The following is a 24,913-nucleotide window of genomic DNA, read 5'->3' as shown; positions in this document are numbered from 1 at the left end:
TAGCCGAATGATCAAAATATTAAAATAAGTGCTTAAATAAAATACAAAAAATTGTTTTTTACTTAATAATGACTTATTTTTAATCATTCATTCGCATTTTTTTGAAAAGTTGTCGAAAAGCGTTTGACACCTGTTAAAGATTCTCTATAATGCACCTCACAAACGATGAAGACGTTAAGGGCGCTTAGCTCAGTTGGTAGAGCGTCTGCCTTACAAGCAGAATGTCGGCGGTTCGATCCCGTCAGCGCCCACCAAGCCTTTACGTTAAGATCTCAAGTGCAGCGGTAGTTCAGTTGGTTAGAATACCGGCCTGTCACGCCGGGGGTCGCGGGTTCGAGCCCCGTCCGCTGCGCCACTTAAGACTTAACATCGTTTACCCCACAATTGCGATATTGTGTAAGTGCAGCGGTAGTTCAGTTGGTTAGAATACCGGCCTGTCACGCCGGGGGTCGCGGGTTCGAGCCCCGTCCGCTGCGCCACTTTTATAAAACGCTTTTGCAGGGCGCTTAGCTCAGTTGGTAGAGCGTCTGCCTTACAAGCAGAATGTCGGCGGTTCGATCCCGTCAGCGCCCACCATAATTTGTGACCATACTTTATTTTTAAAGTATTGCAAGTGCAGCGGTAGTTCAGTTGGTTAGAATACCGGCCTGTCACGCCGGGGGTCGCGGGTTCGAGCCCCGTCCGCTGCGCCATTCTCTTGATTCCCTGATCTAGAGGATGTAATGTATAAAGACTGCGATTGTTGTCTTTTTCAATCAGGGCGCTTAGCTCAGTTGGTAGAGCGTCTGCCTTACAAGCAGAATGTCGGCGGTTCGATCCCGTCAGCGCCCACCATAATTTTTTAAAATTTAAAAAATTAAATACACTAATTTATTTGGTGTTTTTGCGTTTCTGCTCTTCCTATTTTTTATCTATCTATTTTATCTTTTTTTAGTTAATCCTTTATTTTTCATACTTAATTTTTGAGTTCAGATTTTATTACTTTAAATTATTATTACTAGCGGGTTTAACTAAAGCTGCCATGCTGGAAAGCAATAGCAGCTTTCTGAACCAAGATTAATACTCGTTTAGAAGCCAACCACTAGCGTACGCAAAATATTCACGTAGCCAAGCGTTGTAGCGAGTAATTAAAGGTGTTTCTGCAGCGACCATATAAACCTGTGTATAGCCTTGTTTCTTTGCAATAGCTCCAGCTCGTGGTGTATGGAAGTCACTTGTAACAATTGCAATAGGTTGATTAACATTAATATGAGCTTGTTCAAGTAAAGGTTTACTATTTTTAAGATTAAGTTCTGTACTTGTGCTTTTGTCTTCAAGGATCATTCGATCTTTTGTTATATGAAAATGTTGTTTCAAGTAGCGTGACATGACTAATGCTTCAGGTTCTTTTTCTGAAAAGTCCAAACCGCCTGTTAAAATAACCTTTGCTTGCGGTTGTGAAAGGGCAACTGGAGCTGCTGTGTCAAGACGCTTTGCAAGAATAGCTGAAGGCTGTCCATTTTCGACGCCACTACCTAAAACAATAATTGCTTTAACTGCGGGAAGATTTTGACTTGCGTCTTTATTTTCTTTAATAAAATTAAAAAAATAGCCTAAGCCAATTAACCAAATCCAGAAACACAACCACCCAAAACGCCAAAGAGTATGAAGCCGATAGTGATAGAAGAAAAACCGTTCTAAATGATAATAAAATAATGCATAAAGACAGAAGAATGCTCCTAAAACTAAAGGAACAAGTGTGCCTACATGAATTTTATTTAGAAAAGCTAGAAATAAGCCGTCCAAAAATAAAATTGAACCAATGACTGCTAAGAAAATCCGAATCCACTTACTGACTTGCATTGTGTTTAAAGCTGCAATTTAAATTGCAGACAGTGTATGCAAAATCATTCCAAATTCAATGCTGATTGTAATAAAAAGCCGAGTAAAGCATTTTGGCTATTACTCGGCTTTGTTATTTATTGATATTTAATAAACATCACGGCGATAACGGCCTTGTTGTCTTAACTCATCGACTTGTTCTTCGCCTAAAATATGAATAAGTGCTTGATCGACTCCACTTGCCATTCCATCAATACTGCCGCATACATAGAGTACTGCACCGCGTTCAATCCAGTTGATTAACTCCGCTGCATTTTGTCGGATGATATCTTGAACATAAACACGTTGTTCTTGATCACGTGAGAATGCAAGATCAAGTCGTTTTAACATTCCCATCGTTTGCCAAGCTTCAATGGTTGATGCATAGAAGAAATCATGAGCACGTTGGCGTTCACCGAAAATTAGCCAGTTTTCAGTATAGTTATGGCGAGTTCGTGTATGAAGTAAACTCATTAAACCCGCGATTCCCGTTCCATTACCAATACAAATAATCGGACGATTATCATCAATCAAATGAAAAGACTCATTGGTACGGATACGCAGTGCAACATTTTGATTAATTTCTGTATGTTGAGTCAGCCAACCTGATCCTAAACCTAAATCACCAGACTCATCATATTGTTGACGAACAACTAGACGTAATACTTGCTGAGAAGGGATGCTAGCAATGGAATATTCTCGCGTTGGTAGGGTAGGAAGTTGTTCTAGTAAATGGTCCAGATTAGCAAACGGTTCAATTTCACCAGTTAAATCTTTATTCCAAAGTGCCTTTTCAATAGAAACCTGTAGCGAGTCTACCACCGCATTTTTAAGAATGTGATGATGCTGTAAAAACTTATTAATACGTTCAGGGCTGTTACCTGGTTGTATTTCAGCAATGTCTCCAGCTTGCCATATAGCTTCATGATTGGCAGTAAGTTCAATATTGTAGGCAGGCTGACCTAGACTATTTGGATTGAGTAAATCACGTTGTTGTAATGTCCAATTATCAAACACTTTTTCGATATTAACAGCATGCAAATCTAGTTTAGTTGCTTTTACAAGCGCCTGATTCCAGTTTTGAATATCTGCCGGATTTGCATTATCTACTTCTATAGTATCGAAGAGGGCTTTGGCTCCATTGTTTTTAAGCCATTCATCTACTGTGTGGCCAAAACTACAATAAGTATCCGGATATTCCTTAGAGCCTAAAGCTAATACTGCATATTTGATATGTTGAAGTCTTAAATTAGTTTTTAATAACTTTTTAGCAAAATTAGAAGCTAAGTCAGGTGCTTCTCCAGTACCATAGGTACTAATCACAAATAATATTTGTTCATGTTGCTGTAAATCAGCTTCGGTTAGTTGTTGTACAGATTTAACCTGAACTGGTTGATGCGCCTCTTGTAAGCTCGTTGCAGTACTCCACGCGAGTTGTTCTGCAACTCCAGTTTGGGTGGCATAAGTGATTAACCAAGGCTTAGCATTTTGATCGATATAATGGCCTGCTAAAGACTGGCGAGCCGCTTGAGTAAGTTTTTTCTGCTTACGGCGTTTAAGGTAAAGCATCCATCCCGTAATAAAGAATAATGGCATAGCTAAAGAAGCAAGCATCGCCACAAATTGATAAACTGGTCCGAAGAAACTACCTCGGTGCACAGGTAACATACTGCTCATAATTTTTTGATTAAGCTTTTTATCTTCATAAAGCTCCATTTTTTCAATATTGGCAGTTTTATAGTTATAGACAGCTTGGTTACGTGCACGTTCGTGTTGTGGCGTTGCATCTACAAAACTTAATTCAATTTTTCCATCATCTTTTTTAGGTAAGTTAACTGTTAAAGTCGAATAATCACGTCCAATCTGATTATTAAAACCACTCCAAGTTTGGTTAAGTGCGGTAATCAGTTGAGCATTATCTAGTTGAATTTTAGGCAATTGATCTTTATTTCGCCCAGATCCACTATGGCCTTGCATTTTAGGTTGTTCTACACCTAATACTTTGAACATACCACTACGCCACCAGTCATATGACCAATATAGACCTGTACATGCAAAAAGAAGATAAAAAACAATAACCCATGTACCTACAACAGCGTGTAAATCCCAAATAAAATTTCGACCTTTAAGTTTGGGTTTGACAGCAAGCCATTGACGTGCAGAGTGCTTTTTCGGCCAGCGTAAATATAATCCGCTCAAGACAAAATATATGAGCATTAGGGCACAAGCACCGGTAATTTGTTTACCGAACTCACCAGCAGTTAAGTTTCGGTGAATTTGTTGTATTAATAAAAGTAGCTTACGACCTTGTACCTCTGGTAATACCTGAGCTGTATAAGGGTTGACCATCATATTGTAGCCGCGTCGTTCGCCTTCTTTTTCAATGTTTACTACAGATGAGGCGGTAGGATCTTTGGCAATTGTAATGCTATTAATTTTAATTTCAGGCTGGATTGTTGTGAAATGCTGGTAAAGCTGAGCAGGGGTAAGCTTAGGCGAGCTTTGTACTTGCACAACATAACTATCTGTATTTACCCATTTTAAAATTTGCTGATCATAAGAATAAATTGCGCCTGTAACACCCATAATGGATAAGATGAGGCCAGCACTAATACCCAGAAACCAATGAATTTGAAATAAAAACTTTTTAAACATGGTCGAATAATGTAAATATGATGGAGATCTTGTAACGAAGTATAGCCGAAGATTGAGTAGATAATATGGATTTTGGAGATAATATTAATTTTCATTATCATTTATTTTTAGCATAATAAAAAACCTCCTGTAAAGGAGGCTTTTTAAAGAGGTGAAATTATAAAGTTTTCGGTTCACCTACACTTTCTTTCAAATGCTTACGAATTGTATTGAAAGAAAAGTTTTTAGAGTCCATACGTTTAGGCAATATATATGCACCTTGTTGTTCCTGACCTTTAGGATCTTTTACTTTAAAGTTAACTAAAATAAAGTCAGGGGTGTTGTACCATTCATAGATATTTTTCCATCCGATAGTTCCAACGCCTTCTTGTAAGCCCATTTGCTGGCGCATTACGATACCGTGAGGTTGTACACCTAAGCGAATACCTTTGATTTCCTGCACAGGAAACTCATTCATCTTACGCTTAACGTACCATTCCAAACCATATTTGCGGCCTAGGTAATAAAGTACTACACAGACAATAGCAACCCAGCAAATCACTGTAGAGTAGTTCTTGATAAAGATAAGACCTAAAATCGCAAGGGCTAAAATTACGCCCATAATCGCCCAGATTTTTGTGCTGATTTTATTGGTGCTGCGCCAGATAAGAAGTTGTGCATTACGTTGCTCAGCTTCTGATACCTCGTAAGGAACAGGCTGAAGCGTATAAGCATATAAAGTTTTCGCGGTCATAGTGCAAATAATAAATTGTAAACTGTTTTAAGTTTAGCATTAATTGGCATAAGTCAGGAAAGGATATTATGCCAATTTCATACTAAATTCTGACTCAAATTTATAATGATGCAAGTTCGCTAGCATCATTATCCAGATCATGACTTAGCCGTTGTTTTAACATACTAAATCGATTTAATACACTGAGCATCAACGATAACTGCTGTAAAATAATGAGCGATTTTTGGTCATCTTCATCATTTTGGCTTAAGCGCTGACGTATCGTCTGTAGCATATTTTGTGCCGTAAGATCAGGCATTTCATCTCTTAACAAAGCACCTTGTATATCATCTAATGCTTGATCTAATACGTTAAGAACTGCTTGATCCTGAATCTTTTCTCGATGTGCTCCAAGTGCAGCGATATAACTTAAAAATGTATGATTGAGGCATAAAAATTCAAATATATCGGATTTACGAGTAGGGTCGAAGTCCGGCTCTGTTGCTAAAGTAGAAATAAGCGAAGCAACTTCTGCATCAGTATTATGTGCTGCTCGGCGGACAATACGGTAGTTGAGGGCATGATTATGGCCTTCATGATATTGTTTTACCACTTCAGCTAAATAATTACATTGTGCTTGTAAGGAGCGTCGAATGCTGCGCGGTAGGCGACGGAATTTCCAGTCAGGCCAAATAAAGGTCACACCAAACCATGCTAAAGCACAACCAATTAGGGTATCAACAAACCTAGGAATAGCTGCAGCGACTGCCGAACCGTCCAGATTAAAGTTAATTAATGCCAAAATAGTAATAAAAGCGGTTGCTTGAGCATATTGCTTACTACGTAACTCGAAAAACAGTACGCCACTCAAAATTAGCATGACTAATTGCCCTTCCACAGAAGGTACTAAAAATACTATGCTAAGGCCGACAATAATCCCGACTAATGTACCCACAATACGTAAACGTAAGCGACGTTTTGTTGCGTTAAAGTTAGGTTGGCTAACAAATAAAGCTGTCAACATAATCCAGTAGCCATATTCGATATGAGTCATTTGAATAAATACATATCCAATAAAAAGAACAATCGAAACACGAATGGCATGACGGAACAGTACAGATTCAGGTGTTAGATTTTGTTTTATTCGAACAACAATATCATTCCAACCTTTTAGATCATCATCTTTAAGTTGGTTTTCAGCCTGCTTTACTTTGTCAGACTGAATATGCTGTTCCGTTTCTAAGTTGAGTAATTGTGAGTCAATAGACTTTAAGTTTCGGTATAAGGCAAAAAGAGCATTTACCCACAATAAGTCATACTGCTGATCATCTCTTAACTTTACTAAAGATAAGCGTAAATTCTCGAAACTCTGCTTAAAGCGTTTGTTATGGATATAGGGTTTACGCTGTAAAATACATTCATTTAGCTCTTGGCAAGCTTTACCCTGAATCGCCAGAATGCGCTGAAATCTAAATAAAATATCACTGTGCTGGAAAATTTTAGCTAACTTTTGATAGTCGATATGGGCAGAGTCTGCACGTTCATGAATGTCTTGTGCGACAAAGTAATAATGTAGGCTACGGCGAGTACCTTTTTGTCCACGGTCACCCTTTAAACGGGTTAAAAGGGCGGTTTTAAGATCATTAAAAATCGTTATTAATTTGCCATTTTCTAATGAAAGATCAATCATACTTTGCTGATAACTCGCAGGCGTCATATCGACATCAAACAAATTGGATTTAGCAAATAGAAAGTCGCCTAATGAAGCATAAGAGGCTGCAAGTTTATCTTGGAGCTGGCGAACCGGAAATAATAAAAAGCTAATGGTTGCAATAAGTCCGTACCATGCTGCTCCCGCAACCAAAAGAGCTGGCTGAATATACCACTGGTCAAATAAATGAACTCCCAACATGGTATAAACTGAAACAACCAGACATCCATAAGAAATTGTTGCGTAACGGCGGCCTAATGACCCTAGTAAAATCCAGCCAATACAAGAGGCAATCAGCCCTAGCGCAAAAAGCATTGGATAAGGGAAAAGTAATTGTACGGAAGCTGCGGTAATGAAGAAACCAATATAGGTGTAAATTAAATTCATGATTCGCACTGAAAAGCGATCATCAATATCACTTAAACCAGCTGCGACCACACCTAAAGTGAGGGGAATTGTTGCTAATTGATGTCCTAGAAAATAAGGCACGAACGCAGTTCCTGAAAAGGCAATCAGCATCCGCACGTTATACATAAATGATGTGTTATAAGTCGCTCTTTTTAGGCGTTTAAACCAAGATTTCAAATGAAGTCCTTGCTGATCAACCTGAGTGATAAAGGATTTGCGTATTTCTACACCAATGTTGCACAAATCATACGATAGACAGTGTAAGCTTGTCTGTATGCAAATGATTGAAAAATGAAATATCGTTATGTCTGAACAAACAGCCCAGCGTCAATATTCTATTGGCTGGATTATGTTGCTCGCTTTACTCACGGCTTTAGGGCCATTATCCATTGATATGTACTTACCTGCGTTGCCTCAAATGGCCCATGATTTTGGGGTGAGTACGCAAATGGTAGCAAACACATTGCCAGCTTATTTTTTTGGTTTAGCCATTGGTCAACTGGTATATGGACCTTTAAGCGACCGTATTGGTCGAAAAAAGCCTCTTTATTTTGGGCTTGCGCTTTATGCAGTTGCAAGCTTGTTCTGTGTGCTCGCTACAAATGAATGGAGCCTAATTGCTGCCCGTATTTTACAAGCCTTAGGTGGTTGTGTGGGGGTGGTTATGGCTCGTGCTGCTATACGCGATAGATTAGATGTGCAAGGCTCGGCACAAGCTTTTTCAAGCATGATGATCGTAATGGGCTTGGCACCTATTTTGGCACCGATGATTGGGGCCTGGATATTAATCTGGTTTCCATGGCAAGCGATTTTTATTGCGCTTTCAATTGTAGGAGCAATCTGTTGGCTATGTGTACATTTCTTTTTTAAAGAAACTTTGGCAATGGATAAGAGGCTCAAGTTATCTCTATATCAAGTGGCTACCTTATATGGTGCTATTTTCAAAGATGCAAGCTTCCGTTTACCTATGTTTGCAGGATGTTTAACAGGTGCAGCATTATTCTGTTATATCAGTTCAGCTCCAGCCGTTTTTATGGATCAATATGGCTTAAATCAGCAAGAGTTTGCTTATGTATTCGGGCTCAATGCTTTTGGCATTATGTTAATGTCATCTTTAAATAAGCACTTAACCACACGTGTTGAAATCACTAAGCGCTTAAAAGCAGGTTCAATGGTACAAGTGACAGGTGCAAGCATTGTGTTGATTGCTGGCTTAATTTCTGCAGCACCTTTATGGCTAGTAATGTTAGGACTGTTCTTAGCAATTTCAGGAATTGGTTTAACTGGACCAAATGCTATGGCTCTAGCCATGTCAAAGCAAGGTGCTCGTGCAGGAACAGCCAGTGCAATTATGGGAAGTATGCAATTTGCTTGCGGTCTATTGGGTGGAGTACTGCTTAACTTCCTTATTTGGTCTGCATCACTCAATATGGGAGTGATGATGGTGTTATTTACATTAAGTGGTTTTATTGTTGTTTTAAAAGCGATTCGACATGCAAAAAGCCAATCACTCTCTTGATTTTAAGAGAGTGATTGTCTTGCATCTTTAATCAAGAAAAACTGCAAAATTCTCAACAGGCTCTCTAGGTGTAATAAAGGTATTCACAATATGTTCAGGGTCGGCATGACCTAGTGCAATTGCACATACCAACTCTTCATCATCTGCTGCGCCTAAAATATCTAACACTAGCGGATGGAAATGGTTCCAAGCTGCTTGAGGGCAGGTGTCTAATCCCCGGGCCTTGGCAGCGACCATGACATTTTGAATCATCATGGCGATATCCATTTTGGAACCAATTCCCATTGCTTTATTGACTGTAAAGAAAATTCCGACTGGAGCATCAAACAGTTTGAAGTTACGTAACTGCTGAGCAGCCATTTTTTCTTTTTCACCTTTTTTGATATCTAACAAACCATAGAGTCCCCAACCATTTTCACGGCGGCGGTCAATAAAAGGAGAGACCCATTTTTCAGGGTAATATGCAAAAGTTTCTTTATATTGCTCTGCAAGTTCGGGATTTTTGGAAACCTCAATCTGTGCTGCACAAACACGCTCTACCATTTCATCACGTTTATGACCTGTGACTACATAAACTTTCCATGGTTGAGTGTTGGTACCGGAAGGTGCTCGACTTGCGACTCTTAATATATCTTTAATGACTTCTGGCTCAATGGGAGTGCTTAAAAAAGCACGGACAGAATGTCGAGAGGTAATTGCTTCGTCAACAAGGCGGACTTGTTCCAAATTCATGAGTACTCCTGATCTTTTTCCTCAATATTTAATACTTTTTGAGATGCAATTTTATATGCTGAAATTGCTGTATTTATAAGCAAAAATATTAGAAAACAGATATCCTTATATATATGATTAATGACTTGGGTCAGACATGATGTCTGCTCAATGATAATTCGAATATGCCACTTTAGGCTTAAAATGGTAAAGTGGTGTGACTTTGATAGTCATTCGATTAAAGCCAAAATAAGGGTTGAGTGAAAATTACTCAATTAGAAAAAAGGTATAATATGTTTAAAAACAGTACAAAACAGATGTTTTTGCATAAAAAATAATCTTAAGTAGCATAAACTTTTAATGAAAAACATACACAAAATTTTAAATTTCTGCATAATACCGACTTTTTTACGCAGGTATGATTTCTCCATACTCACGTTAGGAAAAAAGTAGTGGCTGCAAATAAAATACTTTTACAGAAAGGATTTTGTGCAGAAATGGAGAAATACACGAGGTATAAGGAGCTTTACATGAGTTTACCGCTCATCAACAAGCAGTTCATGAAACAAGGATTGGCGATTACCATTGCAACCATGAAAATGAACGTAACTCACGCGACTACTGAGCCACAAGAAATACAACAGCTTGGTACAGATCTCAATGCACTCTTCTTTAATGAAAAAGAAAAGGGCACAGATAGTCGTGTTATGACGATGGCTTGTTACAGTCTTTGAAATTTAAATCCAGTTTAGACATTCGCCCAAAAGTATATGTAAATATGCTTATTGGCTTAAATCCAGTTTTTATAACTCGATTAATTGATGGGAATCATTAAACGAGCTGATTTAGCGGTGGTCATTTGTTAGTTTCCAAGTTTGTAGCCGAGTCGATGCATTCTGTTCACCCAAATGGGAATATGTTCAGTGGTGCGATGAATTTATTTTATCTGAAGGGTGCTTTCTCTCATGTAACCTTCAAAGGCTTAGTGCTGGGCATGATGTTGCTTAAACTTGTGACGGTAATTGCTATTCAAGTGACATTAAAAGTTTTTCCTTAAATGTACTGAAGAAGTCCCTATTTTTAGGGGCTTTTTTGTTTATTGCAGTATTTTGGCTTGTGCTAATAGCACATTAGCAAGAACGTAAGCGGACCGAGTATGAATGAACAACTCAATGCCACACTGATGTCGTGGGTACAATTTTTTAATGAACCTTTATGGGATTTTCTGGTTATTTTCTTGCTGGCCGTCGGTATTTTTTATACGGTCTTAACAGGAGCAGTGCAAATTCGCATGTTCTTGCAAAGTATTCGTGTTATGAAAAGCAGCCGTACAGAAGGCGAAGATGAGCATGGCCTTACACCTTTCCAAGCATTTGTAACAGGTCTTGCGAGCCGTGTTGGGGTGGGTAACATTGCTGGTGTGGCAATTGCGATCGCAATTGGTGGCCCAGGCGCCGTGTTCTGGATGTGGGTAACCGCTGTACTTGGTATGAGCTCTGCTTTTATCGAATCTACTCTTGCTCAACTTTTTAAGGTGAGAGACAGTAATAGCAAGCAATTCCGCGGTGGTCCAGCCTACTATATTACTCAAGGTTTACGTAGTAAAACTTTTGGTGTGATCTTCGCGTTAGCATTGATCTTTACTTATGGTTTTGTATTTAACTCAGTTCAAATCAATGCAATTGCTAATGCATCTTCACATGCTTGGGGTTGGGATAAAGCTAATCTTATTGCGCATTTAGGTGGTGTTGATTTAGAAATTTCATGGGTTGGTCTTGCTCTTGTTGTGATGGTTGCATTAGCAATCTTTGGTGGTATTAAACGTATCGCTAAATTCGCAGAGATGTTTGTTCCTTTAAAAGCAGGTCTTTATCTCTCTGTAGCGTTATATATTGCATTAAGCAACTATGCGATTTTGCCTGATGTTTTAAAACTGATTGTGACTGAAGCTTTCCACTTTAATGCTGCGGCAGGTGGTTTCTTCGGTGCTGCCGTGTCAATGGCAATGATGCAAGGGATTAAGCGCGGTTTGTTCTCAAACGAAGCGGGTATGGGTTCTGCACCAAATGCGGCGGCTGCGTCTGATGTAAAACATCCTGTAAACCAAGGTTTGGTACAAATGCTTGGTGTATTCGTAGATACATTCATTGTATGTACTAGTACAGCAATCATCATTTTAGTTTCTGGTGTTTACCAAGATGCTGGTTTCGTCGGTGTTGAATTAACCCAACGTGCACTAGAGACTCAAGTGGGGCACTGGGGAGCTGATTTCTTAGCTGTTCTATTATTCTTGTTCTGTTACTCAGCTGTATTAGGTAACTATGCTTATGCAGAAAGTAACGTACAGTTTATTAATAACAACCCGAAAGTCATGTTCATCTTCCGTATTTTTGTATTGGTGATGGTGTATTTCGGTGCAATTGGTAGTGTGCCATTAGTATGGTCAATGGCAGACTTGTTTATGGGTATTATGGCTACCATTAACTTGGTCGCAATTTTACTCTTAACACCAATGGCTCGTACTTTGTTGAAAGATTACCGAGCGCAATTGAAGCAAGGTATTAAAGAACCTGTATTTAAAATTAATAAATATCCAGAGTTGAAGAAAAAAGTCGATTCAGATATTTGGTAATTTTGTAAGAAAAGCCTCTTAGAAATAAGGGGCTTTTTTTCGGCATAATAAAAATACTTGAGTATAAAAATTAAACATGACAAATTAAATAAATTCACTACAGCATTTCACAAAACGAGCAACTAAAATTGCAATTCGAAAATTAACGTCATAGTGCAAAGATGGGCCATGAAACAGCTTAAATTGTGGGTTCTCGGACTTTCTATGGTGTTGGCCGGGTGCCAAACCACCTCACACTTATCTGCCTTAAAACCGCAAACGGCAGAGGCATACTCACGTTTCGTCGATCAGCCTTTTGCACAGCTTAAGAAGCAGCATAAGAAACCAGTAGTCGCATTAGTACTGGGTAGTGGTGGTGCACGAGGATATGCACATATTGGTGTTATTGAAGTTTTAGAACAGCATGGTATTCGTCCTGATTTCATTGTTGGAACCAGTGCAGGAAGTATTGTTGGGGCAATTTATGCGAGTGGAAAAACGCCTGATGAACTTCGCGATACTGCATTGAAAATGAAAGCTGCAGATGTTCGTGACATCAGTATTGGTTTAAAAGGTTTTTTTGATGGCAAAAAAGTTGAAGACTACGTAAATCAGCAAGTAAATAACTTGCCGCTCGAAAAAATGAAAATTCCGATGTATGTAGTGGCAACAGAGCTCAAGCATGGCACCAAAACCGTATTTAATTATGGCAATACGGGACAGGCCGTGAGAGCATCAGCCTCAATACCAAGCATGTTTGTACCGACTAAAATTGGTAAATCTGAATATGTAGATGGCGGTTTAGTCAGTCCGGTACCTGTTGAAGTAGCCCGTGATTTAGGAGCCGATGTCATTATTGCTGTCGATATTCTGGCTCAACCCATTTATACGGAAACCTCAAATGTATGGGGTCTCTTTAACCAGAATATTAATATTATGCAAGGACGTTTGGCTGCCGAAGAACTTCAATATGCAGATGTAGTAATTCAACCAGATTTAAGAGAAAAAGCACATATTTTTGATGTAAAAGGCCGTGAAGCAACCATGAAGGCAGGCATAGATGCAGCAAATGCAAAACTGTCTGATATTCAGTTTGCGATTGATGAAAAAATAGCTGAACAAAATCTATCTACTGACGGTTTAAGTGCGCAAACGCAATAAATTGAAAGCAAGTATATGAAAAATTAAGTAAAAGCCCGCTAAGGGCTTTTTTGTTGAAAAATAAAAGATTTGTATGTGCTGACAAAAATTTTTGTATAGTGGAGCTATGCTGAAAACTACTCATGACACATATGAGATATTCATGCTATTTTTCAAAAAAATAATTGATTTGTAACATATTGAGGCCAGCTACTTAGATGATTCAGCAACAGGTAAAAAATGAGTTTCCAACATTAGAAGATATACATGCCGCTGCAGAGCGTTTAGATGGTTTAGTTGTTAAAACACCTTTTGTTTTTTCAGAAACCATTTCTAAAACCTTAGGGGCTGAAATGTGGCTGAAATTTGAGAATCTACAGTTTACGGCTTCGTTTAAAGAAAGGGGCGCACTAAATAAACTTTTGAGCTTATCTGAACAAGAAAAACAACATGGTGTAATTGCAGCTTCAGCTGGTAATCATGCGCAAGGGGTCGCTTATCATGCACAGCACACAGGAGTCACGGCAACTATTGTTATGCCAAAATCGACGCCCAATGTGAAGGTGCAACGAGTACGTGAATACGGTGCACGTGTTATTTTGCATGGCCAAGACTTTTCGGAAGCTGCTGCTGAAATGCACCGTGTGGCACAAGAAGAATCTTTAACCATTATTCATCCATTTGATGATGCTGAAATTATTGCGGGTCAAGGAACCATTGCGCTCGAAATGCTGGAAGCTGTTCCTGATTTAGATATATTGGTCGTACCTATTGGAGGTGGTGGTCTCATTTCTGGTATTGCGATTGCTGCAAAAACGATAAATCCTAAAATCAAGATTATCGGAGTTCAGTCGGTTGTTTATCCAAGTATGGCGAAACTGCTTTGTAACTATCAACTCGCGGTTTCAATGGGTTCAACGGTAGCTGAAGGTATTGCGGTTAAAACTCCGGGCGAGCTGACCACACAAATTGCTAAGCATTTTGTAGATGATATTGTGGTAGTCACTGAAGATATGATTGAAGAAGCGATTGCGCTATTACTCAACATTGAAAAAACAGTATGTGAAGGGGCTGGCGCGACTGGAATTGCTGCAATTATGTCTCGTCCCGATCTATTTTTAGGCCATAAAGTTGGTGTGGTGTTATCTGGTGGCAATATTGATACACGCGTAATGGTTTCAGTATTACAGCGTCACTTAACGCGTACTGGCCGTATGGTTCGTATTCGCGTTGAATTACCAGATAATCCGGGTGCCTTGGCGCGTCTAACAGCAATTATTGCGGAGCAGGGCGGTAATATTTACGAACTTCGACATGAACGCTTTGCCGCAACAAGCCGTGCTAAAGAAAGTGCGGTGAGTGTCGATATTGAACTAAAAAGCGCTCCAGATCTGGAACCATTAATTCAGGCTATGCAACTTGAAGGCTATATTGTTCGTAAAGAAGAGATTTAAACGTACATATGGCTGTGATATAAAAACTGTATATGGCTCTTAGGGGAGCCATATACAAAGCAATTTAAACGGATTAAATTGCATAAAGGGATGAATTTACAAAAAAACGATCAAATCCTTCAATGAAATGGGAAAAATTGACAATTCTCTAAACTTTAGCCTTCACAATTTTAAGGTTTAGGTTTTAGTATTCCTTTCATTGTAAATTTGAAGAAATATAGGGATATCAACACTCAATGTTCAAATCATTTTTTCCATCACCACGGTATTTCTTTATATCTGCGGTTATTTGGATCGCGCTTAATATGGTGCTTTGGTATTCTGGTGGTAGTACATGGGGGAGTTTCATTGGATTCCATCAGGGTTACCATAGTGAACAATTACCAATTGGTGTTAGCCGCTTCTGGTCTCCGACTTTTATATGGTTTTATATTTGGTTCCTAGTTTCTACAGCAATTTTTGCAGGGTTTTGGAGAATTATTTCTAATCATCCATGGCAACGTTGGTCAGTTTGGGGCTCTGCTTTTATTTTATTTAACATCTGGTTTGGCGTGCAAGTCAGTGTTGCCGTTAATGCATGGTATGCACCTTTTTATAATCTTATTCAAGCAATGCTAGATCATGGTGGCGGTGATATTAATAAGCTATATAGCGGAACAGTTACTTTTCTTTTAATTGCCATGGTTGGCGTGACTTTAGCCGTGATTAATGCATTTTTTGCTAGCCATTATGTATTTCGTTGGCGTACGGCTATGAATGAATATTATACAGAGCATTGGGCGAAACTTCGCCATATTGAAGGTGCTTCACAGCGTGTGCAAGAAGACACCATGCGTTTTGCATCTGTTTTAGAAGATTTAGGCGTAAACTTCATAAAGGCAATTATGGTATTGATTGCATTTTTACCTATTCTATTTGAACTTTCTAAGCAGGTTAAAGTATTACCTATTGTAGGAGAAATTGATCATTCATTAGTATGGGCAGCAATTGTATGGGCTATTTTTGGTACAGTTCTACTCATGGTGGTTGGTATTAAATTACCCGGTCTACAATTTAATAACCAGAAGGTAGAAGCTGCTTATCGTAAAGAGTTGGTTTATGGCGAAGACTATGAAGAACGGGCACAGCCAAAGACATTAAAAGAATTATTCTCAAAAGTCAGATTTAATTATTTTCGATTATACCTTCATTATTCTTATTTTAATCTGGTTAGTATCTGGTATCTACAATTAGATATTTTATATAGCTTGGTTGTTTTATTTCCGTCTATTGCAGCAGGTAAAATGACATTAGGCTTAATTACGCAAATTAGTAATGTCTTTGATAAGGTCCGTGAATCATTCCAGTATTTAATTACTTCATGGAAAACAATCATTGAACTACTTTCAATTTATAAGCGTTTGAGAACATTTGAAGATACTTTAAATTAAAAGTAATCATCATTCTTTAAGGTGCCTTGATTCAAGCCAGGGCATCTTTAAAATATTGAGTATTTAGTAAAATAACCTGTTATGTATGGCTCTTTATTTATAATTTTGATTTATATAATAAAATATATTTTTTGAAATATTATATTTTCGCGGTATAGAATTTGCTTCTATATTGATTTTAATTTTGCTATTCGCTTAATTAATAAAAAAATAATCAATTTAAATCATTGTTTTAGATTATTAAATATTTAAATACGAGGTTAAGTCTTTGAAATCTATTTTACTTAAAAGTGCTCTTACGATTGCACTTATGTCTTCTGCTAATTTGGTACATGCGGAATTAGTGACAACTTCTCAAATCAAAAAAATATCAGGTATAGATCAACAATATATTGATTCTTCTATTAGTGAAAAGAACGATTTTTATGCTCATGTAAATGGTATTTGGTTAAAAAATACTGAAATCCCAGCTGATAAAGCAAATTGGGGAGCTTTTAATCAGCTCCGTGAGTTATCAATCAGTCAAGTACATGGGATTGTAGAAGAGCTATCTAGAAAAAAATGGGCGGATGGTAGTTTAGAACAGAAAATAGCTACTTTATATGCGAGCTTTATGGATGAAAAAGGCATTGAAAAGCAAGGTATTATCCCCCTACAAACTGAGCTACATCAAATTGATAGCTTGAAAAATAAGAAGCAAATAGCAGTTTTAATGGCCCATTTTGCTCGTATTAATGTTAATAGCCCGATTGGCTTAGGCATTGAACAGGATATGAAACAATCTACTGAAATGGTGGCTGGTTTGGAGCAAAGTGGTTTGGGTCTACCTGACCGTGATTATTATTTAAAAGATGATAAAAAATTTATCGAAACTCGTGCACAGTATTTAAAGTATATTGAAAAAACTTTATCACTTGCAGGAGATTCACAAGCTGCGCAACATGCTCAGGAAATCTTAAAACTTGAAACTCAGTTAGCACGAATACAGTGGAGCAATGTACAAAACCGTGATCTTGCAAAACGCTACAATAAATACAAACTCGCAGATTTGTATAAATTGACCCCCGCATTTGATTGGCAAGGTTATCTAACTGCAACTGAATTAAAAGGAAAAATTGATACTATTCAGGTAAATCAGCCAGATTACTTTCAGGGCTTAAATACAATTATTCAAAATACACCCTTAGATATATGGAAAGCTTATTTTAAATTGCATTTGATCAATAATTTTTCTCCATTACTAAATAGCGCTTTTGTAGATAATAAATTTGATTTTTATAACAAGACACTTCGAGATATTACTGAACAAGAAGCGCGTTGGAAGCGTGGTGTACAGCTTGTTGATAAGGTGCTGGGAGATGGTATCGGCAAACTTTATGTTGAAAAATACTTTCCCGCTGAGAAAAAACAACAGATGGAATTATTGGTTCAAAATCTAATTCGTGCTTATGACCAAAGCATTACAGAATTGGACTGGATGAGTCCTGCAACGAAAATACAAGCTCGTAAAAAGCTTTCTCACATGTCAATAAAAATCGGGTATCCAAAAAAATGGCGTGATTATTCTGACCTGCACATCGCTAAAAATGATTTAGTTGGGAATATAATTCGCGCAAGTGAATTTAGATACCAATATGAACTTAATAAATTGGGTAAGCCGGTTGATCGTGATGAATGGTATATGAAACCACAAACGGTGAATGCCTATTACAATCCATCATTGAATGAAATTGTATTTCCAGCAGCGATATTACAACCACCTTTTTTTAATATAAACGCAGACGATGCAGTAAATTATGGTGGTATAGGTGCTGTGATTGGCCATGAAATTAGTCATGGCTTTGATGATCAGGGTAGCCAGTTTGATGAATTGGGTAATATGAGAAACTGGTGGAATGCTGAAGATCACCAGCATTTTAAAGCTAAAACACAAGCGTTGATTGAACAATATAACCGTTATGAACCGATTGCTGGTTATCATGTTAATGGTGAATTGACATTAGGTGAAAATATTGCAGATAACTCTGGGTTAGCAATTGCCTATAAGGCCTATCAAATTGCATTAGGCGGTAAGCCCGCCCCTGTAATTGATGGACAAACTGGGGAGCAACGTTTTTATATGGGGTGGGCTCAAGTTTGGCGTGCGAAAACCCGCGAAGCTCAAGCGATTATCTATTTAAAAACTGATCCTCACTCTCCTGATAAAGTACGTGGTAATGGAGCTTTAATGAATCAAAAACCATTTTATGAGGCTTTTAAAATAAACGAAGATGATCAGATGTATTTACCACCAGAGAAACGGGTAACTATTTGGTAATTAAGAAAGCCCGCGAAAGCGGGTTTTTTATGGTTATTGATTTAATGGGTTGCGTTATAAAAATTAAGGATAGGGCCAACTAGAAACTGCTGCGACTTATCTAAGGTGACTTGAATCTCTTTATAGTTAAAAGTGTCTTCATCATCATACTTGGCAATACCATGGGTTTTATTGTTCACTTGAGGAATTTGGTAGCTAAAAAAAGCGACTTTTTTAGAGGGATGAACAATATTGATAAGGTTTTTAGGGTCTTTAAAACCACCATATTCATTTTCAAGACTTTCTTTTAATAGTTCAGGAAAATAAAGCGTTGCATTGGGTAATCCACATCCAACGCAAAATGAAGAGTCATAAAGCTTTATCACTTGCTTTTGATCTGGACTCATGATTAGAGCAAAACCAGTTCCATTTGCGCCTGCATTTGCTTGAATATCTTGCCAGTTACGTGGAACAAGTACTACACCTACTTCAGGTAATGCAAGAAGCTTTAATTGCTTGGCATGTTGAGCATCAAGTTTAAAATTAAAACTACAGCTTTTAGGCGTGCATTTTTCAAAACTTTTAAGTAAACCATCTTCTATTGGGTTTTGTGCCGTAATGCCATAAAAAGGGACTGCAACGCCGTTTAAAAATTTTGCCTCTCCAAGAGCATAGAATTGATTGTCTGCTTTGCGGGTTGTAGCAGAGCTATAAAATTTGGGGAAATGAGGAGTAAAGCTTTTTACTTCTGCATAAGCAGTTGAATTTAGGCTGACTAATGTTGCCCATAATAAAAAATTTAGTTTTTTCATTTTTAGAAAGTAATCAATTTAAATTTTATATAAATCTAACATATTCTTTTAAACTAGGCGGTAACTCAAAATTTAACACTGTTGTTAACTTCATAATAAAACAGACGTGTAGAGACATGAAAAAATGAAAAATATACTTTCAATTTGTTGTTTGGCAGTAATAAGTTCTTATAGTTTTGCTCAAGATATAAAAGGTATTTCATTTTCTCACCAAGAGTGGGAAATCTCTTGCAGTAATACGGGTACCTGTAAGGCTGCAGGCTATCAAAACGAAGAAAATGGTGATAATCCCGCTTCAATTTTATTAACACGTAAAGCAGGCCCAAAACAACCTGTACAGATTGAATTTGCTTTGTCTGACTATGAACAAAGCATACCTGCAAACCAGCTTAAAAATATCCATTTTTATATAAATGGCAAAGATTTAGGTGCAGTGGGTGTGGACGGTACTGAGCTGCCAATTATGGGTAAGCTAAACAGCTCGCAAGTCAATGCTCTACTACAGCAGTCCAAACAGAAGACTGAAATTGTATTTAAAAATGCGCAGCATAAATGGAAAGTTTCCGATGCTGGGATGACTGCCGTATTATTAAAGATGGATGATTTTCAGAAGCGTATAGGGACTATTGGTGCTTTGGTTAAAAAGGGCAGTGCCAATGAAAATCAAGTGCTTATGCCTGAACCAAAACTAGTTGTGAAGCGTATTAAGACTTCAACCAAACCTTATTTAACTTTACAGCCTAAAAATAAACATTACCAAGCAATACACCGTAGTTTGATGGCTGCTAAACCGAATCCGAAAGAAGACGGCTTTTGTAAAGGTATTTATGGTGGTAACAGTGATGGAGCCGAACCACAGAAAATTGAGCTATATAAATTAACCAATAAGAAAGTTCTGGCGACTACATTGTGCTGGAGAGGGGCTTATAACGAAGGGTATGGGGCATGGGTACTCGATGAGTCTTTAAACGGTAAGGCCGCGTTTGTGACTGAGTCCGCCTCAGATTTTGATAGCGGTATTATTAGCAGTGCTCAAAAGGGACGAGGCATTGGAGATTGCTGGGCAAGTGAAGAATGGGTATGGGACGGCAAGAGTTTTGTGCATATTAAGGATATGTGGACGGGTATGTGTAAAGGCTTGGCAGCAGGTGGAGTGTGGGAGCTTGATCGCATTGAATCAGTTGTAAAGTAAGTATTTTGCGGTTACAGAGTCATAACAGGTAACTTTAGTGACTGTGTGATAAAAAGAACAGATTGTTTATTGGAGCTAGACCTATGTCACGTCATCTTTATGCTATTGCTCGCCGTAAGTTTTCACATCTGAGCCGTTCAATATGTGTGGCGGCGACTGTACTGGGCGCAACACAAATTGCGATGGCTGGTCCAACAGTTGATCAGCTCAGTGATTGTTTAGTTAAAGCAACAACAGCTTCAGATAAAACCACGGTGCTCCAATGGACATTTACAGCTTTAGCGGCTCATCCCGATTTAAAAGCATTTAGTAATGTAACGCCTGAGCAAAAAGATCAGTTAGATCAGAAACTGGCTCAGGTTTTACAGCGGATAATTGTAGAGCAATGTTCTGCTCAGACCAAAGCTGTAATTCAGGCTGAAGGTGTGAAGGCTGTTGGGGAGGCTTTCCAGCAGTTAGGCCAAAGTGCGGGTGAAGATATTGTTAAAGACCCAGCCGTTAAACAGCAGTTGCAGGGCACATTACGCTACATCGATTTAAATAAATTGGTGACAACGTTTTTAACACCAGAAATTTGGAATAAGTTGGGAATTACAAGATAAAAATCTAGTTTTCTATTTTAGTAATAAAGCCTGCTATCTAAATGCAGGCTTTATTGTATTTGGGGTGAAGAATCTTATTTAGATACTAATCTTAGCGCCTAAAACTTTCACAAATTGTGCTAACCAAGCTGGATGTGCAGGCCAAGCCGGAGCAGTCACCAAATGCCCATCGGTAACGGCATCAGTTACAGCAATATCTGCGTATTGTCCACCTGCCAATTTTACTTCGGCCGCACATGCTGGATAAGCCGAGCAGAGGCGGTCTTTTAACACATCTGCCGCAGCGAGTAACTGAGCACCGTGGCATACAGCTGCAATTGGTTTTTTCACTCTATCGAACTCATGTACAATTTCGATAACACGATCATTCATACGCAAATACTCTGGTGCACGACCACCCGGAATAACTAGACCTACATAGTCTTCGGTATTAACGGCATCGAAATCATAGTTAATCGCGAAGTTGTGGCCACGTTTTTCGCTATAAGTTTGTTCACCTTCAAAATCATGAATAGCCGTCGCAATATGGTCGCCGTTCTTTTTATTTGGGCAAACAGCATGCACGGTATAACCTAAACCAGTTAAGAACTGAAAAGGAACCATGGTTTCATAGTCTTCAGCATAGTCACCGACCAACATTAAAATCTTTTTAGACATGATTTATCCCTCTTTTTAAAATGTAATTTATCTAAATTCTTAATTTAAATTAGCACAGTCGCTATGTGATTTTTTAGAAAAAAGAATATTCTTTAGTCGAAGTGTATCTTGTAGGTCATATAAAAAAGCCCCGATAAATCGAGGCGTTTTGTTGAGTTAGTTAATGAAATTAACCAATCAATTTTTTCATTAATTCATTTACTTGAGCAGGGTTAGCTTTACCCTTAGAGGCTTTCATGACTTGACCAACAAGACCGTTAAAGGCTTTTTCTTTACCAGACTTGTATTCTTCAACCATTTTTTCATTGGCTGCAAGTACTTCTTTAATGATTGCTTCAATTGCACCCGTGTCAGTTTCTTGCTTTAAGCCTTTTTCCGCAATAATGTCATCGGCAGATTTACCTTCCGATTCCCACATAAAGCCAAAGACTTGTTTGGCAATTTTACCGCTAATGGTGTTGTCGATAATACGCGCAATCATGCCGCCAAGCTGTTCAGCAGAAACAGGTGAGTCTGTTAACTCTAAGCCCGCTTTGTTTAAAGCACCAGAGAATTCACCCATTACCCAGTTTGCAGCAATTTTACCTTGCTTCGCACCACCAGCCGCAGCGACAACAGCTTCATAGAAGTCCGCCATTTCGCGTGAGAGCGTAAGTACGTGTGCGTCGTATTCAGTTACACCAAAGTCTGCAATAAAGCGTGCACGGCGTGCTGCTGGCAACTCAGGCATAGTTGCTTTGATGGCCTCAATTTGCTCATCTGGAATAATTACTGGTAACAAGTCTGGATCAGGGAAGTAGCGGTAGTCATTCGCTTCTTCTTTAGAACGCATAGAACGCGTTTCCATTTTATTTGGATCGAACAAACGAGTTTCTTGATCAATTTCGCCGCCCCATTCCAAAATTTCCATTTGGCGTTCAATTTCAACATTGATCGCTTGCTCAATGAAACGGAATGAGTTGAGGTTTTTAAGTTCACAGCGTGTACCGAATGGCTGTCCCGGACGACGTAAAGACACGTTACAGTCCGCACGGAATGAACCTTCAGCCATGTTACCGTCAGAAATACCTAACCAACGTACTAGTGTGTGAATTGCTTTGATGTAGGCAACAGCTTCTTCAACCGAACGCATGTCTGGTTCAGAAACGATTTCAAGCAAAGGCGTACCAGCACGGTTTAAGTCAATGCCAGACATACCTTCAAATTGGTCGTGTACCGACTTACCCGCATCTTCTTCAAGGTGAGCACGAGTTACGCCAATGCGTTTAGTCGTACCATCCTCAAGCTGAATGTCGATATGGCCCAAGCCCACAATCGGATTGTCCATTTGGCTAATTTGATAGCCTTTTGGAGAGTCAGGATAGAAGTAGTTTTTACGTGCAAAGACTGAAGCTTGGTCGATGTAAGCGTCAATCCCTAAACCAAAGCGAATTGCGAGTTCAACCACTTTTTCATTTAAAACCGGCAATACACCCGGCATCGCCAAGTCTACAAGGCTCGCTTGTGTATTTGGGTCTTGACCAAATTCAGTTGATGAACCCGAGAAAATTTTAGAATTGGTTGCAAGCTGAGTATGAATCTCAATACCAATAACGACTTCCCAACCGTCAATCAATTTCAACTTTTGAGCTTCAGCCATTATGCATTCTCCTCAGCAATTGCCGCACGTTTGGTGTGCCAGTCAGTGTTTTGTTGGTATTGGTGAACAATCGACAACAATTGTGATTCTGACCAGTAATTACCGATTAACTGTAAACCTACTGGTAAGTTGTCTTTATCAAAACCAACAGGAGCATTAATCGCTGGCAAGCCCGCTAAGTTCACTGCGATGGTATAGATATCGCCTAAGTACATTTCAACAGGGTCTAAAGATGCACCGATTTTGTAGGCAGTTGTTGGTGCAGCAGGTGCTGCAATTACATCTACATTTTCAAAAGCTTTTAAGAAGTCTTGTTGAATTAAACGACGTACTTTTTGTGCTTTTACATAGTAAGCATCGTAATAACCCGCAGAAAGCGCGTATGTACCAATTAAAATACGGCGTTGAACTTCTGGACCGAAGCCTTCTGAACGCGAACGTTTGTAAAGATCCATCAAGTCAGCTGGGTTTTCACAGCGATAACCGTAGCGAACACCGTCATAACGTGACAAGTTAGAAGATGCTTCCGCTGGCGCGATGAGGTAATACGTTGGTACATAAGCTTCAGTCATGTTGAGGTCGATCTCAACAAGCGTTGCGCCCATTTTTTCAAGCTTTTTCAAAGACTCTTCAACACGTGCTTTTACGTCAGCATCTAAACCTGCAACGTTAAAGTATTGTTTAGGAATACCAATGCGTAAGCCTTTTACAGATGTGTTATTTAGGTTTGCAACGTAATCATCGACTTCTTTTTTAACCGAAGTTGAGTCTTTAGCATCGTGACCTGCAATTACATTCATTAGGTAAGCACAGTCTTCAGCAGAGCGTGCCATTGGACCTGCTTGGTCTAATGATGATGCATAAGCAATGATCCCGAAACGAGATACACGACCATAAGTTGGTTTTAAGCCTGTTAAACCACAGAAAGAAGCAGGTTGGCGAATTGAGCCACCTGTATCGGTACCTGTAGCAAATGGCGCTAAATCAGCTGCTACAGCCGCAGCAGAACCACCAGATGAACCGCCAGGAACATGGTCAAGTGCCCAAGGGTTGCTCGTTGCACCGACATATGAACTCTCAGAAGTTGAGCCCATCGCAAACTCATCCATGTTCACTTTACCTAAAGTAACCAGACCAGCTGCTTTAGTTTTTTCAACAACGGTTGCATCGTAAGGTGAAATGAAGTTATCGAGCATTTTTGAACCAGCAGTGGTTTTAATACCTTTGGTACAAAAGATGTCTTTGTGGGCAAGAGGAATACCCGTTAAAGCAGTTGCATTGCCAGCTTTTAATGCGGCATCGGCAGCATCGGCTTCGCGAAGTGCCTGTTCTGGAGTAACCGTCACATAGCTCTTAACTTGCGGGTCGATTTTAGCAATACGTTTTAAATAATGTTCAGTCAATTCGCGAGATGAAAACTTCGCTTGGCTTAAGCCTTCAGCAAGTTCGCGAATTGATAAGCGATGTAAATCAGTCATGAGTAAAATTTCTTTACATTCAAAAT

The 24,913-nt window shown here is 38.8% G+C and carries 19 protein-coding genes and 6 tRNA genes; 16 read left to right on the top strand and 9 right to left on the bottom strand.

The window, feature by feature from the left end; translation table 11 throughout:
• The first annotated feature begins 178 nt into the window (after positions 1 to 178).
• The 6 genes from EGS71_RS09325 (at position 179) to EGS71_RS09300 (ending at position 834) form a co-directional block, all read left to right on the top strand.
• Positions 179 to 254, top strand: a tRNA-Val gene (locus tag EGS71_RS09325).
• A 24-nt stretch (positions 255 to 278) separates the two neighbouring features.
• Positions 279 to 355 (top strand) — tRNA-Asp (locus EGS71_RS09320).
• Positions 356 to 402: 47 nt separating this feature from the next.
• Positions 403 to 479 (top strand) — tRNA-Asp (locus EGS71_RS09315).
• Between the two features lie 21 nt (positions 480 to 500).
• Positions 501 to 576 (top strand) — tRNA-Val (locus EGS71_RS09310).
• Between the two features lie 39 nt (positions 577 to 615).
• A tRNA-Asp gene (locus tag EGS71_RS09305) sits at positions 616 to 692 on the top strand.
• A gap of 66 nt (positions 693 to 758) precedes the next feature.
• Positions 759 to 834: transfer RNA gene (locus EGS71_RS09300), tRNA-Val, on the top strand.
• A 222-nt stretch (positions 835 to 1,056) separates the two neighbouring features.
• On the opposite strand, the gene EGS71_RS09295 is transcribed toward EGS71_RS09300, so the two are convergent.
• From EGS71_RS09295 to yccS, 4 genes are all read right to left on the bottom strand, one after another.
• On the bottom strand, positions 1,057 to 1,842 hold the full coding sequence (locus EGS71_RS09295) for a YdcF family protein (protein WP_001198166.1): 786 nt from the start codon (positions 1,840 to 1,842) through the stop codon (positions 1,057 to 1,059).
• A 126-nt stretch (positions 1,843 to 1,968) separates the two neighbouring features.
• Positions 1,969 to 4,515 carry a PepSY domain-containing protein gene (locus tag EGS71_RS09290; protein WP_000473058.1) on the bottom strand — a complete coding sequence of 849 codons (2,547 nt, stop codon included), beginning with the start codon at positions 4,513 to 4,515 and terminating at the stop codon, positions 1,969 to 1,971.
• A gap of 157 nt (positions 4,516 to 4,672) precedes the next feature.
• The gene (locus EGS71_RS09285) at positions 4,673 to 5,248 is read right to left on the bottom strand and encodes an SdpI family protein (protein ID WP_000125649.1); all 576 of its coding nucleotides are present in this window, start codon (positions 5,246 to 5,248) and stop codon (positions 4,673 to 4,675) included.
• A gap of 100 nt (positions 5,249 to 5,348) precedes the next feature.
• Entirely contained in the window at positions 5,349 to 7,523 is a 2,175-nt protein-coding gene (yccS, locus tag EGS71_RS09280) for a YccS family putative transporter (protein WP_001984830.1), read from the bottom strand.
• Positions 7,524 to 7,650: 127 nt separating this feature from the next.
• Here yccS and EGS71_RS09275 point away from each other — a divergent pair, with 127 nt between their 5' ends.
• The gene (locus EGS71_RS09275) at positions 7,651 to 8,865 is read left to right on the top strand and encodes a multidrug effflux MFS transporter (protein WP_002010671.1); all 1,215 of its coding nucleotides are present in this window, start codon (positions 7,651 to 7,653) and stop codon (positions 8,863 to 8,865) included.
• Positions 8,866 to 8,892: 27 nt separating this feature from the next.
• Here EGS71_RS09275 and EGS71_RS09270 read toward each other — a convergent pair whose 3' ends face one another.
• Complete coding sequence (locus EGS71_RS09270) at positions 8,893 to 9,597, bottom strand: nitroreductase (protein ID WP_001047593.1); 705 nt, start codon at positions 9,595 to 9,597, stop codon at positions 8,893 to 8,895.
• Between the two features lie 509 nt (positions 9,598 to 10,106).
• Between EGS71_RS09270 and EGS71_RS09265 the strand changes: the two genes are divergently transcribed.
• From EGS71_RS09265 to EGS71_RS09235, 7 genes are all read left to right on the top strand, one after another.
• A complete protein-coding gene (locus tag EGS71_RS09265; RefSeq protein ID WP_002010643.1) occupies positions 10,107 to 10,310 on the top strand; it encodes a hypothetical protein in 204 nt (67 codons plus the stop codon).
• Positions 10,311 to 10,492: 182 nt separating this feature from the next.
• Positions 10,493 to 10,633 carry a hypothetical protein gene (locus EGS71_RS09260; RefSeq protein WP_000490937.1) on the top strand — a complete coding sequence of 47 codons (141 nt, stop codon included), beginning with the start codon at positions 10,493 to 10,495 and terminating at the stop codon, positions 10,631 to 10,633.
• Positions 10,634 to 10,732: 99 nt separating this feature from the next.
• Positions 10,733 to 12,208, top strand: coding sequence for an alanine/glycine:cation symporter family protein (locus EGS71_RS09255; RefSeq protein WP_001005337.1), 1,476 nt, complete (start codon positions 10,733 to 10,735; stop codon positions 12,206 to 12,208).
• 168 nt (positions 12,209 to 12,376) lie between these two features.
• Positions 12,377 to 13,348, top strand: coding sequence for a patatin-like phospholipase family protein (locus EGS71_RS09250; protein WP_000811534.1), 972 nt, complete (start codon positions 12,377 to 12,379; stop codon positions 13,346 to 13,348).
• A 197-nt stretch (positions 13,349 to 13,545) separates the two neighbouring features.
• Positions 13,546 to 14,781, top strand: a complete 1,236-nt coding sequence (locus EGS71_RS09245; RefSeq protein ID WP_000615946.1) for a threonine ammonia-lyase — start codon at positions 13,546 to 13,548, stop codon at positions 14,779 to 14,781.
• A 236-nt stretch (positions 14,782 to 15,017) separates the two neighbouring features.
• A complete protein-coding gene (gene sbmA, locus EGS71_RS09240; RefSeq protein WP_002041898.1) occupies positions 15,018 to 16,211 on the top strand; it encodes a peptide antibiotic transporter SbmA in 1,194 nt (397 codons plus the stop codon).
• A gap of 268 nt (positions 16,212 to 16,479) precedes the next feature.
• Entirely contained in the window at positions 16,480 to 18,528 is a 2,049-nt protein-coding gene (locus EGS71_RS09235; protein ID WP_000836155.1) for a M13 family metallopeptidase, read from the top strand.
• A gap of 41 nt (positions 18,529 to 18,569) precedes the next feature.
• Here EGS71_RS09235 and EGS71_RS09230 read toward each other — a convergent pair whose 3' ends face one another.
• Positions 18,570 to 19,319 (bottom strand): DUF4850 domain-containing protein, encoded by a 750-nt coding sequence (locus EGS71_RS09230; RefSeq protein ID WP_000735831.1) that lies wholly within the window; start codon positions 19,317 to 19,319, stop codon positions 18,570 to 18,572.
• A 124-nt stretch (positions 19,320 to 19,443) separates the two neighbouring features.
• Here EGS71_RS09230 and EGS71_RS09225 point away from each other — a divergent pair, with 124 nt between their 5' ends.
• Positions 19,444 to 20,511 carry a DUF1176 domain-containing protein gene (locus EGS71_RS09225; protein ID WP_000789877.1) on the top strand — a complete coding sequence of 356 codons (1,068 nt, stop codon included), beginning with the start codon at positions 19,444 to 19,446 and terminating at the stop codon, positions 20,509 to 20,511.
• Positions 20,512 to 20,594: 83 nt separating this feature from the next.
• The gene (locus EGS71_RS09220; RefSeq protein WP_000086443.1) at positions 20,595 to 21,113 is read left to right on the top strand and encodes a hypothetical protein; all 519 of its coding nucleotides are present in this window, start codon (positions 20,595 to 20,597) and stop codon (positions 21,111 to 21,113) included.
• Between the two features lie 78 nt (positions 21,114 to 21,191).
• Here the strand turns inward: EGS71_RS09220 and EGS71_RS09215 are convergent, their stop codons facing one another.
• The 3 genes from EGS71_RS09215 to gatA form a co-directional block, all read right to left on the bottom strand.
• Positions 21,192 to 21,770 carry a DJ-1/PfpI family protein gene (locus EGS71_RS09215; RefSeq protein ID WP_000037728.1) on the bottom strand — a complete coding sequence of 193 codons (579 nt, stop codon included), beginning with the start codon at positions 21,768 to 21,770 and terminating at the stop codon, positions 21,192 to 21,194.
• A 169-nt stretch (positions 21,771 to 21,939) separates the two neighbouring features.
• The gene (gene gatB / locus EGS71_RS09210) at positions 21,940 to 23,409 is read right to left on the bottom strand and encodes an Asp-tRNA(Asn)/Glu-tRNA(Gln) amidotransferase subunit GatB (protein ID WP_000796648.1); all 1,470 of its coding nucleotides are present in this window, start codon (positions 23,407 to 23,409) and stop codon (positions 21,940 to 21,942) included.
• Entirely contained in the window at positions 23,409 to 24,887 is a 1,479-nt protein-coding gene (gene gatA, locus EGS71_RS09205; RefSeq protein WP_000130662.1) for an Asp-tRNA(Asn)/Glu-tRNA(Gln) amidotransferase subunit GatA, read from the bottom strand. The genes gatB and gatA overlap by 1 nt, the downstream gene beginning before the upstream one ends.
• Between the last annotated feature and the right edge of the window lie 26 nt (positions 24,888 to 24,913).

The sequence above is a fragment of the Acinetobacter sp. FDAARGOS_559 genome (genome assembly GCF_003940475.1).
GTDB lineage: Bacteria > Pseudomonadota > Gammaproteobacteria > Pseudomonadales > Moraxellaceae > Acinetobacter > Acinetobacter baumannii.
The sequence above is the reverse complement of the archived record's forward strand: the minus strand, read 5'-3'. Positions and strand labels throughout refer to the sequence as shown.

Bases quoted from the DNA above. Each gene is read 5' to 3' on its own strand.
- EGS71_RS09220 (WP_000086443.1), top strand. From the start codon at position 20,595: ATGTCACGTCATCTTTATGCTATTGCTCGCCGTAAGTTTTCACATCTG.
- gatB (WP_000796648.1), bottom strand. From the start codon at position 23,409: ATGGCTGAAGCTCAAAAGTTGAAATTGATTGACGGTTGGGAAGTCGTT.
- sbmA (WP_002041898.1), top strand. From the start codon at position 15,018: ATGTTCAAATCATTTTTTCCATCACCACGGTATTTCTTTATATCTGCG.
- EGS71_RS09265 (WP_002010643.1), top strand. From the start codon at position 10,107: ATGAGTTTACCGCTCATCAACAAGCAGTTCATGAAACAAGGATTGGCG.
- EGS71_RS09275 (WP_002010671.1), top strand. From the start codon at position 7,651: ATGTCTGAACAAACAGCCCAGCGTCAATATTCTATTGGCTGGATTATG.
- gatA (WP_000130662.1), bottom strand. From the start codon at position 24,887: ATGACTGATTTACATCGCTTATCAATTCGCGAACTTGCTGAAGGCTTA.
- EGS71_RS09215 (WP_000037728.1), bottom strand. From the start codon at position 21,770: ATGTCTAAAAAGATTTTAATGTTGGTCGGTGACTATGCTGAAGACTAT.
- EGS71_RS09250 (WP_000811534.1), top strand. From the start codon at position 12,377: ATGAAACAGCTTAAATTGTGGGTTCTCGGACTTTCTATGGTGTTGGCC.
- EGS71_RS09290 (WP_000473058.1), bottom strand. From the start codon at position 4,515: ATGTTTAAAAAGTTTTTATTTCAAATTCATTGGTTTCTGGGTATTAGT.
- EGS71_RS09260 (WP_000490937.1), top strand. From the start codon at position 10,493: ATGTTCAGTGGTGCGATGAATTTATTTTATCTGAAGGGTGCTTTCTCT.
- EGS71_RS09295 (WP_001198166.1), bottom strand. From the start codon at position 1,842: ATGCAAGTCAGTAAGTGGATTCGGATTTTCTTAGCAGTCATTGGTTCA.
- EGS71_RS09230 (WP_000735831.1), bottom strand. From the start codon at position 19,319: ATGAAAAAACTAAATTTTTTATTATGGGCAACATTAGTCAGCCTAAAT.
- EGS71_RS09270 (WP_001047593.1), bottom strand. From the start codon at position 9,597: ATGAATTTGGAACAAGTCCGCCTTGTTGACGAAGCAATTACCTCTCGA.
- EGS71_RS09225 (WP_000789877.1), top strand. From the start codon at position 19,444: ATGAAAAATATACTTTCAATTTGTTGTTTGGCAGTAATAAGTTCTTAT.
- EGS71_RS09255 (WP_001005337.1), top strand. From the start codon at position 10,733: ATGAATGAACAACTCAATGCCACACTGATGTCGTGGGTACAATTTTTT.
- EGS71_RS09285 (WP_000125649.1), bottom strand. From the start codon at position 5,248: ATGACCGCGAAAACTTTATATGCTTATACGCTTCAGCCTGTTCCTTAC.
- EGS71_RS09245 (WP_000615946.1), top strand. From the start codon at position 13,546: ATGATTCAGCAACAGGTAAAAAATGAGTTTCCAACATTAGAAGATATA.